The following is an 8,686-nucleotide window of genomic DNA, read 5'->3' as shown; positions in this document are numbered from 1 at the left end:
CACTCATTTTGCAAGGGAGCGTTATTATGGAAACAAGCAGTCTGGTAACCAGCAGCAACAAGGAAGATCGCAACATCATGGCATTAATCCAGGCCGGGGGTATTTTATTCGGTTTTTTACCGGCGCTGATTGTGTACCTGATCAAGAAGGATGGCGACAATCAATGGCTCATCACAGAGAGCAAAGAAGCCCTGAATTTTCAGATCACCATTCTCCTCGCTTACATTGTCGCCAGCGTGCTCAGCGCCTTACTCATCGGGCTTTTTATTTTTCCCCTGGTTTTTCTTTTCAATCTGATTTTCTGCATTATTGCCGCGCTGAAATCAAGTAGCGGTGAAGGCTACCGTTATCCCCTTACCCTGCGTCTGCTGAGCTAAACCAACATCCTTCCGCAATGACGGCTTGCGCCGCCAGAGCCCGCCCCGTACCCTATCTCCCTTCTGAAGGAAAATACATGGGAGATTGGGGCGATGTCTATTCTGCGGCTGGAAGCGGGGCAGGTGGAGTGGGGAGGCCGCGCCTTACTGGACCATGCGGATCTGAATCTTGAAGCCGGTGAACGCATTGGTCTGATTGGCCGTAATGGCGAAGGTAAATCGACCCTGCTGCAAGCACTTGCCGGTCTTTGCAGGCTGGATGCCGGAAATCTTTGGGTGGCACCGGGACTCAGCCGTAGCTATCTGGCCCAGGAACCCGAACTGGCCGCCGATCACGATCTGCTCACCGCTATCAAATCCGGACACCCCGCCTGGCGGCAACTGCAAAATGCCGAGGCGGGAGATGCACAGGCCCATGCCCTGGCGGACCATCATGATGCCTGGCAAATCGACTACAAAGCGGAAGCCCTGCGAGATAGTCTGGGCCTGCCAGCGGAAGGTGTGGTTTCTGCCTTGTCAGGCGGGCAGCGCAAGCGCGTAGCCATTGCTGCTGCCCTGGTTTCCGAACCGGATATTCTGTTTTTTGACGAGCCCACCAACCATCTGGATTTACCAGCCATTCTTGCCCTGGAACAGTCCCTGCTGCGCTATCGCGGCACCCTGGTATTCATCACCCATGACCGGCGCTTTCTGGATCGCCTGGCAACCCGTATTGTCGAACTGGATCGCGGCATTTTACGCAGTTTTCCGGGCAGCTTTGCCGAATATCAGGCACGCAAGGCGGAAGTGCTGGCGGCCGAGGCTGCAGCAGATAATCGCCTGGAAGGGCAACTTGCCGAGGAAGAAGCCTGGTTACGCCAGGGGGTAAAGGCACGGGCCAAACGCAACCAGGGCCGTTTGCGTCGTCTGGAAAGCCTGCGCGAGGAGCGCGCCAGCCGTCGCCAGCAGCAGGGGCAGGCGAGCCTGCAGATCAGCACGGCGGAACGCTCCGGGGCCTTGATTGCGGAACTGGATCAGGTGTCCTTCCACTATGAAGAGCGCCCCATTATCCGGAATTTTTCAACACGTATTGAACGCGGCGACCGGGTCGGTATTATCGGCCCCAACGGAGCCGGTAAAACCACTTTGCTGCGCCTGATTCTCGGCGAACTGGAAGCCCAGCAAGGCCAGATCCGGCGCGGCACCAAACAGGAAGTCGCCTATTTTGATCAGATGCGGGCGACGCTTGATCCGGAAAGCCGGGTAGTGGATGCCATTGCAGATGGTAACGATTTCATTGAGATCAATGGGGAGCGGCGCCACGTTCTGGGATATTTGCAGGACTTCCTGTTCCCGCCCAGTCGCGCCCGGGGGTTGATCAAGGCGCTGTCGGGCGGCGAACGGGCGCGCCTGCTACTGGCCCGCTTGTTTGCCCGCCCCGCCAATATTCTGGTGCTCGACGAACCGACCAATGACCTGGATCTGGAAACCCTTGAAGTGCTGGAAGAGCGTCTCCAGAATTATACGGGCACCCTGTTTCTGGTTTCTCATGACCGGGACTTTCTTGACAACGTAGTCACCCAGGTCATTGCCTTCGGTGAAAACGGTCAGCTTACCCAGAATGCCGGCGGCTATGAGGACTGGTTACGCTGGCAGACAGAAATCCAGCTAGCTGCCAGCAAGAATGCTGAAAGCTCTACGGGCAAAACATCCGGCAAACGGGAAAACAGCAAAAAAACTACGCTCAGTTACAAGGAAAGTCAGGAGTTGGTTGCTTTACCTGCCCAAATAGAAGCTATGGAGCAGGAACAGGAAAACGTGGCAGCGACTCTGGCTTTACCGGAAACCTACCAGAACCCGGAAAAGCTGAAAGCGCTCCAACTGCGGTCAGACCAGCTCGCCAAAAAGTTGCAGCAGACTTATTCACGCTGGGAGCTGCTGGAAGCCAAAGCGGCTGCCAGCAACAACGCCTAACCCTAAAAACGGCAGTTGCTGCGGGTGCTTTGCAGCGACTTTTGTTCCGTGCCGTTGTTGTTTTTGGCGAAATCCAGCGCCCGTCAGGAGAGCTGTCTGAGCCCGCAGGGCGAGTTCTCTCCTGACAGCAGGATGAACCTCAGAACAACAGGCAAGGAACAATGGAGCAAAAAGCACCCACAGCAACTGCCGTTTTTAGGTTAACTGGAAATGATTTCATTTGCGCAGGACAAAGTGCAGGACGATCCCATCCACAACAGCCGGGACCAGGGTAGCAATGACCCCGACGGCCATACTGATCCAGGGGCTGGGGGGATTGAGGGGGTCCGGCAAAATGCCGGGCCAGTGCCAGGGAAGACCCATCAATGTGTAAGCCAACATCAATCCGGGAATCAATAAAAGGCCATCCAGTGCCAGCAGCAACAAAACTGCCAGAAGCACCAGAACAACGGCGATAGCGCCTTGCAGCAGGGCTTTCAGAGTCGCGGTCATGGGGTCTGCTTTAACCACGATACACCCAGAGTTTGATGTCCTGACGCGGGATAGTCACCGCTTTGCCCTGCCGAAAGTAGAGGGTCGCATCAGACCAGAAAGCAGGGTCGGTAAATCGCGGGGTTACCCGATAGGCGCCCGGCCAATCTGGTGCGGTTACGGCTCGGTGTCCGGCCACAATAATATTTCGGGCACCGGCGGCATTCACATAAATATGGGCTACCGGGATACGCGAAACAGCAGCGAAGGCTAGAACACCCAGCAGCAAGCCGGCAATACCCAGCGCCAAAATGCTGGCGACCCATTTATCGGTTCGACTCAATTTCCGCCTCCTTCTGCCCATATTTCCGCCTGGGTAGCAGTAATGCCTTTATTCTTGGAAGCACAAGCCTTGCCACCACACCAGCGTGGAGAAATATTCAATTCTTGCAGCGCATGGCGCATGGTAACCCGAAACACCGGTGCCGATTCAACGCCGCCGAAGTTCCAGTACCGCGTGCTGCCGCGCATGGTCACGGCCATGACCAGTTTTGGAGCAAAGCCGGGGGCAAAACCCACGAAGGTCGCATTGGTCTTGTTTTTCTGGAAGCCATCCTTGCCATTGGCCATATTGGCGGTTCCGGTTTTGCCAGCCACCGCATAGCCGGGGATGGCAGCCAAAATACCGGTCCCATTGGCTGCACACACACCCTCAAGCCAGTGGCGCAAATGTGCGGCAATATTTGTCGGCATGATGCGCTGTTTTTGCACCGGCTGGCCCGCTATCAGGGTCGGTGTGACGTGATAACCGCCGTTGGCAATGGCGGCATAACCCTCGGCGAGCTGCAGGGTCGTCACCGAAACGCCATAACCCAACGCAATGGTGGCGTGGCGGGCTTTATCCCAGGTCTGAGGTTGTGGCAGGACGCCGCCAGTAGCGCCAGCGAAGCCCAGATCCGGCTCTTTCCCGAAACCCGCAGACCGATACATGTCATAAATCGCTTGGGCAGGCGTCCGCAGCGCAATTTTGGCCGCCCCGATGTCACTGGAATATTTGAGAATATGCGCCACATTCAGTTCATGATGCACCACATCATCACGAATACAAAACCCACCGACGGGCAGACAGTGAGAAACATTGAAGCTTTGGTCCGGCTGGATACTGCCGGTTTTCAGTGCTGCTGCCACCATAAAGGGTTTCATGACAGAACCCGGTTCAAAAGCCTGATGCACGGCGTTGTTGACGTAATCGGCAGGATTGCCGCAACCACTTCGGGAATTGGGGTTGCAGGAGGGTACGCTGGCCATGGCCAGAATCTGTCCATTTTCGACATTCATGACTACTGCAGAACCTTCAGTTGCCCCAAAGTGCTTCTGGGCAGCCAACAGGGTCATGTATGCCCAGTACTGAATCTGGGGGTTAATGGTCAAATGCAGATCATGACCGGGTATGGGGGCATGACGGGCACCCAGCACCCGCAGCACTTCACCTTGCCCGTCCACCAATACTTTTTCCGTGCCGGAATGACCTGCAAGCCATTGATCATAGCCTCTTTCCAGACCGGCAGCACCATGATGATCCAGATGTACCAGGCCCAGCAGAGGCGTAGTCACAGCGCCTAGTGGATAGTAAGTGCGACTGGTTGCCTGCACGTAAATGCCCGGCACATGGAGGGCATGCAAAGCCTTGCCCATCTGCGGCTCGCCCTGACGCAAAATATAGGCAAACCCGGAACCACCGGATTGCACACGTTCCGCCAACGCCTGTGGGCTTAAATTCAGGGCAGCAGCGACCTTATCCCAATCTTTCTGGTATTGATTAAAAATTCGCGGGTCTGTCCAGATGGTGACAGCGGGGACATTGACTGCCAGTGCCGTACCATTATCGGCATAAATCACACCGCGATCAGCAGGAAGAGGACGATCCTGCATATATCGCATGCGCCCCTGATCACGCAGGGTATGATCCTGCCACCATTGCAAATCCGTGTCCCGGGTCAGCACAACGACAAAGCCAACGAAGATGATCGCCAGAATGAGCACAGCCCGCCAACGGGGCAAAATGCGATGCGACTTTGGGCGTTCTGCGGTCAATCCGGATCTCCCGCATGTAGGGTACAGCGATAATTGCCTTTGGCACTTAACATGGCGGAGTGGATGGATATATGGCGCCCGCAAACGGAGCAGCGAACCAGGGACTCCACTTCGGGATGATTTTTGGGTATGCGCTGTCGCCAGAAATAAAACAACAGACCCAGAACCCCTGCCAGTAACAACCATTTAAACATCCACAAAATCCCTGCCTGCTTCGAGCCGCAATTTTTTGGAACGCCATGAAAACACCAAAAAGGCCCGACGAAGCGGGCCTTTTCAACAATATTGGTCGGGGCGAGAGGATTCGAACCTCCGACATCCGCCTCCCGAAGGCGGCGCTCTACCAGGCTGAGCCACGCCCCGATGCTACTACCTAAAAGTCACGCTGCACCGCGAACCCGGCCAGGAATGTCAAAGCCGACTTTTCCGGACCATCGGGAAAGCTGGATAAACAGGCAACGGCCTGTTCAGCCTTTTCTGCCGCGACGCGCAAAGTGTAATCAATAGCTTCTGTTCTGGCAATGATTTCCCAGACCGCCGCAAAATCGGCCGGGTTTTCGCCATCCAAAGCTGCTCGTAAAATGGCCTGCTCAGACGGAGTAGCATGCTGCATGGCGTGAATGTAGGGTAAGGTCGCCTTGCCGTCAGCCAGATCATCTCCCCGGTTTTTACCCATTTTTTCGGCGGAGGTGGAATAATCCAGGGCATCGTCCATCAACTGAAATGCAATCCCGAGTAACGAACCATATTTTGCCAGTGCTGTTTCGGACTGCTGATCCAGATGATTGATCAAGGCACCAATACGCATGGCAGCCTCAAACAACTTGGCGGTTTTGGCTTCAATGACCGAAAAATAAGATGCCACACTTAAATCTGGATCGTGCGCGTTTTCCAGTTGTGCTACTTCTCCCTGGGCAATGACACTGGTTGCCTCGGCCATGGTCGCCAGAATACGCATATCTCCATCTGCCACCATCATTTCAAAGGATCGGGCATAGAGAAAATCACCCACCAAAACCGCCGCCGCATTACCCCATAGCTGATTGGCGGTGGCATTATTGCGGCGCAGCTCGGAACCATCCACCACGTCATCATGCAAGAGTGTCGCCGTGTGAATAAATTCCACCACTGCCGCCAGGGGGATTGGCCGCGCGCTGTGTTCGCCACCCATGCGCGCGGCCAGGAGCAGCACGATAGGACGCAGTCGTTTTCCACCAGCGTTAATCAAATAGGTGCCCATCGCGGGGATGGTCGGCACGCCGGAACGCAGTTGTTCCTGAATCACCTGATTCACCGCCAACATATCCGACCGCACCAGTTGGTTAACCGACTCCAGATCCATACCTTGCTGCTCCCTGTTTATTGGCATCGGCACCACTTTACACCAGAAAGTGCCAAGCTTGCGGCCGCAGGGGATTGTGGTGAGGGCGACAATAGCTTGTCAAGCACGATTCCTGCCCAACTGTTCAGACATCGGGGAGAGACTTGGGGATTTCCAGCTGTCGGGAACGGGCCAGCTGTCGCAATTCTTCCGGATCACCCTGCCAGTCTGCCAGCACCTTCCATAAGGGATGCGGCCCAAGATCCTGACCCGCTCGCAACATCCGCTCGCGCAGCGTTTTCCCGCCACCACCTACCGTCAGGAATAGCAAAATCAAGGCGTTGATGTATTCCTCAAGAAGATGCTGCTGGTGGGTAATACGCAGTAACTCGGCATAGAGGGGCAAGCGCAGTGGCTCGTGGGCAATCGCCCGCCACAATATGGCCATGCCATAATGCGGGTCACGATTGCGGGCAACCAGCGCGAGGGCCATTTCTGCGGTCATCGCTGCCTCACCGCCTTGTTCCTGCGGCATGGGAACAGTCATTCCCACTTTTTCGGCCAGCACCAGAAGTTCAAGATTGCCGGGATCCTGCTGCAAGCCGTGTTCCACCCGCTCCCGCCACCAGGTTTCATCCATGGGCACATTGCCGGATTTTTCACCCAGGCTTTCCAGCAAATCCGCATAACTGTTCATATCAGCCATGGCAATATAGGTGTCCAGTAGCTGATTAATCACCCGGGTTTCATGGGGATTCAGATCAACATACCAACGTAATACTGTCGCCGCCTGCGCATGATGCCCATATTCCAGATAAATATTCGCCTCATTGAGTAAGTCATCAATGCTGAGAGCTTCCTGCGTGGTCGCCGTCACTTTTTCAGCTTCAGGAATGGCCGTGACTTCATGCAGGGGAGCGGGAACAGTCTTGACTGGCAGAGCAGAGGCATCCCTGGAAAGATCTGGCGAAGCCGTCGCAGCGCGATTCTGCAAACGTCGCCGCCGGGCGCGCAAGCGAATAGACACTTCTACCAATAACAGCAGCACAACAATCACTTCCAGGAATATCATCAAGCCTTGCATAAACACCTCAACCCCATGACCGAGCTTCCAAACATGCTATTAAACACTGCATGTTCCAGTACAATTAGTCTAAGAGTCAGAGTTCGCAAGAATATTTTTAATGATCTTCAATACCCAGTTCTTTCAGCTTGCGGGTCAGGGTATTACGTCCCCAACCCAATTTCTGGGCGGCATCCTGCTTGTGACCACGGGTATGCTGGAGTGCTGCTTCCAGCATGCAGCGCTCAAACTGGGGCTGAATTTTATCGAGCAGGGATTCTTCCCCGCTGGCGAGGCGTTGGCGCACCAGCGTGCCCAGTTGCAGCCGCCAATCCTGATGGATCGGCGCATCTGTCAGCTCCGCTAGCGGCGCCGCAACGCTCATCTCCGGCGGCAAATCGGTGATCTGCACCTCACTGGTGGGGGCCATGACGGTAACCCAGCGACAAACATTCTCAAGTTGCCGGACATTGCCCGGCCAGTGCCATTCGGTGAAAGCCATTTCGGCAGCCGGGCTCAACAGCTTGCGCTCGACATCCAGTTGCTCCGCACTGCGGCGCAGGAAATGCCGCGCCAGTCGCGGAATATCTTCGCGGCGCTCACGTAGCGGCGGCAAGTGAATATGGATGACATTCAGACGATGATAGAGATCTTCGCGAAAACTGCCGTCGCGGACCTTGGCTTCCAGGTTCTGGTGGGTGGCTGCCAGCACCCGCACATCAGCACGCAAAGGGGCATGCCCCCCCACCCGGTAAAAAGTACCATCCGAGAGCACCCGCAGCAGGCGGGTTTGCAAAGCAGCAGGCATATCCCCGATTTCATCCAGAAACAGGGTACCCCCGGAGGCTTGCTCAAAACGCCCCTGGCGGGTTTGTACCGCTCCGGTAAATGCACCCTTTTCATGTCCAAACAGTTCGGATTCCAGCAGTTCGGCGGGAATAGCGGCGGTATTGATAGCAATAAACGGCCCTCTGGCCCGTGGACTGTGGCGATGCAGGGCGCTGGCCACCAGCTCTTTACCGGCTCCCGACTCACCGGTAATCAGCACATTGATCTGTGATCGGGACAGACGTCCGATGGCTCGAAACACCTCCTGCATTGCTGGCGCTTCACCAATCATTTCCGCCGGGTCCACATCCTCCGTCTGGCTACTGGCTGTCGGTTCTTCCTGACTGCCCAAAGCGCGGCGAACCAGATTGATGGCCTCGTCCATATCAAAGGGTTTGGGTAAATACTCAAAAGCCCCACTTTGGAAAGCCGAAACGGCATTATCGAGGTCCGAATGGGCCGTCATGACAATAACCGGGAGCTTGGGCCAACGCGCCTGCACTTCCCTCAGAAAAGCCAGACCGTCCAGACCGGGCATGCGTAAGTCCGTGACAATGGCATTGGGTTGATCACGGCCCA

At 55.7% G+C, this 8,686-nt stretch carries 9 protein-coding genes, 1 tRNA gene and 2 pseudogenes; 4 read left to right on the top strand and 8 right to left on the bottom strand.

Going from position 1 to position 8,686, the window contains the following annotated elements; translation table 11 throughout:
- The 4 genes and pseudogenes from AC2VLY_RS05530 to AC2VLY_RS05515 all read left to right on the top strand — a co-directional run.
- Nucleotides 1-377, top strand: a 377-nt coding sequence (locus AC2VLY_RS05530) for a DUF4870 domain-containing protein (RefSeq protein ID WP_486921906.1), incomplete at its 5' end; no start/stop codon positions are given.
- Between the two features lie 93 nt (nucleotides 378-470).
- A pseudogene (locus AC2VLY_RS05525) lies at nucleotides 471-1,310 on the top strand (ATP-binding cassette domain-containing protein); the annotation flags it as partial.
- A gap of 84 nt (nucleotides 1,311-1,394) precedes the next feature.
- Nucleotides 1,395-1,817, top strand: a pseudogene (locus AC2VLY_RS05520) (ATP-binding cassette domain-containing protein); the annotation flags it as partial.
- Nucleotides 1,809-2,330, top strand: coding sequence for an ATP-binding cassette domain-containing protein (locus AC2VLY_RS05515; protein ID WP_413773206.1), 522 nt, complete (start codon nucleotides 1,809-1,811; stop codon nucleotides 2,328-2,330). The pseudogene AC2VLY_RS05520 and the gene AC2VLY_RS05515, both read left to right, overlap by 9 nt.
- A 216-nt stretch (nucleotides 2,331-2,546) precedes the next feature.
- On the opposite strand, the gene AC2VLY_RS05510 is transcribed toward AC2VLY_RS05515, so the two are convergent.
- The 8 genes from AC2VLY_RS05510 to ntrC all read right to left on the bottom strand — a co-directional run.
- Nucleotides 2,547-2,822, bottom strand: a complete 276-nt coding sequence (locus AC2VLY_RS05510; protein WP_193649468.1) for a hypothetical protein — start codon at nucleotides 2,820-2,822, stop codon at nucleotides 2,547-2,549.
- A gap of 10 nt (nucleotides 2,823-2,832) precedes the next feature.
- Nucleotides 2,833-3,144: a hypothetical protein gene (locus tag AC2VLY_RS05505; protein WP_193649467.1), complete on the bottom strand. Its 312-nt coding sequence runs from the start codon at nucleotides 3,142-3,144 to the stop codon at nucleotides 2,833-2,835.
- Nucleotides 3,141-4,895, bottom strand: coding sequence for a peptidoglycan D,D-transpeptidase FtsI family protein (locus tag AC2VLY_RS05500; protein ID WP_193649466.1), 1,755 nt, complete (start codon nucleotides 4,893-4,895; stop codon nucleotides 3,141-3,143). The genes AC2VLY_RS05505 and AC2VLY_RS05500 overlap by 4 nt, the downstream gene beginning before the upstream one ends.
- Nucleotides 4,892-5,089: a hypothetical protein gene (locus tag AC2VLY_RS05495; protein WP_193649465.1), complete on the bottom strand. Its 198-nt coding sequence runs from the start codon at nucleotides 5,087-5,089 to the stop codon at nucleotides 4,892-4,894. Before AC2VLY_RS05495 ends, AC2VLY_RS05500 begins: the two co-directional genes overlap by 4 nt.
- Nucleotides 5,090-5,181: 92 nt before the next feature.
- A tRNA-Pro gene (locus AC2VLY_RS05490) sits at nucleotides 5,182-5,258 on the bottom strand.
- 10 nt (nucleotides 5,259-5,268) lie between these two features.
- Entirely contained in the window at nucleotides 5,269-6,237 is a 969-nt protein-coding gene (locus AC2VLY_RS05485) for a polyprenyl synthetase family protein (protein WP_300253489.1), read from the bottom strand.
- A gap of 124 nt (nucleotides 6,238-6,361) precedes the next feature.
- Complete coding sequence (locus AC2VLY_RS05480; RefSeq protein ID WP_486921905.1) at nucleotides 6,362-7,300, bottom strand: hypothetical protein; 939 nt, start codon at nucleotides 7,298-7,300, stop codon at nucleotides 6,362-6,364.
- Nucleotides 7,301-7,397: 97 nt separating this feature from the next.
- Nucleotides 7,398-8,686, bottom strand: a 1,289-nt coding sequence (ntrC, locus tag AC2VLY_RS05475; protein ID WP_486921904.1) for a nitrogen regulation protein NR(I), incomplete at its 5' end; no start/stop codon positions are given.

It is taken from the genome of Acidithiobacillus sp. TH-A36, from assembly GCF_057473445.1.
The sequence above is the reverse complement of the archived record's forward strand: the minus strand, read 5'-3'. Positions and strand labels throughout refer to the sequence as shown.